This is a genomic window from Mesorhizobium sp. M2C.T.Ca.TU.002.02.1.1, assembly GCF_003997225.1.
On the sequence record NZ_RZTO01001249.1, the window covers coordinates 1 to 1,159 of the forward strand.

Below are 1,159 nucleotides of genomic sequence, written 5' to 3' on the forward strand. Positions count from 1 at the left end.
GTACGGGTTCCTGGGCCTCGTCGGTCGCGACGATCAGCTTGCCCGAGCGGCGATGCGGGATCGCGCGTTCCGCGCAGTAGCGGTAGAGCATGTCGCGGCCGGCGACGCAGAGCCGGGCCTTCAGCGATCCGTGCGGATAGTAGATGCCGGCATGGATCACTTCCGAATTGCGCGAGCTGGTTTCGGTGCCGATGGCGTCCGCCGCTTCGAGGATCAGCGTTTCAAGGCCCCTCGCGGCGAGGCTGCGGGCAACCGCGAGGCCGATGACGCCGGCCCCGGCGACGATGCAGTCGACCTGTTCCATGCTCAGTTCGCCTGGCCGACGCCGGCGGCATGCCTGCTGAAGAGCCGCTCGAGAATCACATTTCCGCCCTCGGTGATGTCGGCGATGATCGCACGTTCGGCGGCATCGGCATCCTTCTTTTCGACCGCGGCGAGAACCGCATGATGGTTGTCGATCATGGCGCGGCCGCCTTCGTGGTAGGATTCCGCGATCAGCGGCCCCATCTGCAGCCAGAGCCGGTTCAGGATGCCGCGCAGCACCACCATGTCGCCTATGTCGGCAAGCGCGAAATGGAACGTCTGGTTGAGCTCCAGCCCTTCGGTCCAGTTCCTGTCGGCGATCGCGCGCTCGTTGCGGGCGATCAGATCGCGCAGCCGCTCGATGTCCCTGGCCGTCGCCTTGAGCGCGGCCTCGCGCGCGGCAAGCCCTTCGAGCTTCAGCCTGATCTGGCGGATCTCGCGATAGCGTTCCAGCGTGATGATGGGAACGCGCACCTCGCGCGCCGATTTCTGCACCAGAGCCTCGTCCTGGATGAGGCGCAGGATGGCGTCGCGGACCGGCGTGACGCTGGTTCCCAGCGACTGGGCGAGATCGCGGATGGTCAGCCTGGCATCCGGCGCGAAACGTCCCTTGATCAGCGCCTCGGCGACGCGCGCATAGACGGTTTCGCCGAGGTTTTCGCGCTCGAGCGTTTCGAAGCTGAAGCTCGCCATGCCGTTCCCGTCCCGTTTTTTGGCTGCCGGCCCAAAAGGGCTTGACAGTATATCTTATAAGAAACATGATGCATCAAACAGCATAATGCAAGAGGGAACTGCGACCCCTTGGACGAGGGGTAGGCAGGGCAATTCCCGCTTGGACGCCTGCAGACAGGAGCCG

2 protein-coding genes are annotated in these 1,159 nt (G+C 64.7%); both read right to left on the bottom strand.

What is annotated here, in order from left to right; genetic code table 11:
- The coding region (locus EOD07_RS35180; RefSeq protein WP_127238420.1) for an FAD-dependent oxidoreductase at positions 1-304 on the bottom strand (304 nt) is incomplete at its 3' end.
- 2 nt (positions 305-306) lie between these two features.
- Positions 307-996 carry a GntR family transcriptional regulator gene (locus EOD07_RS35185; protein WP_127238421.1) on the bottom strand — a complete coding sequence of 230 codons (690 nt, stop codon included), beginning with the start codon at positions 994-996 and terminating at the stop codon, positions 307-309.
- Between the last annotated feature and the right edge of the window lie 163 nt (positions 997-1,159).

Excerpts from the sequence above, each read along its gene's own strand:
- EOD07_RS35185 (WP_127238421.1), bottom strand. The coding sequence starts at position 996 with ATGGCGAGCTTCAGCTTCGAAACGCTCGAGCGCGAAAACCTCGGCGAA.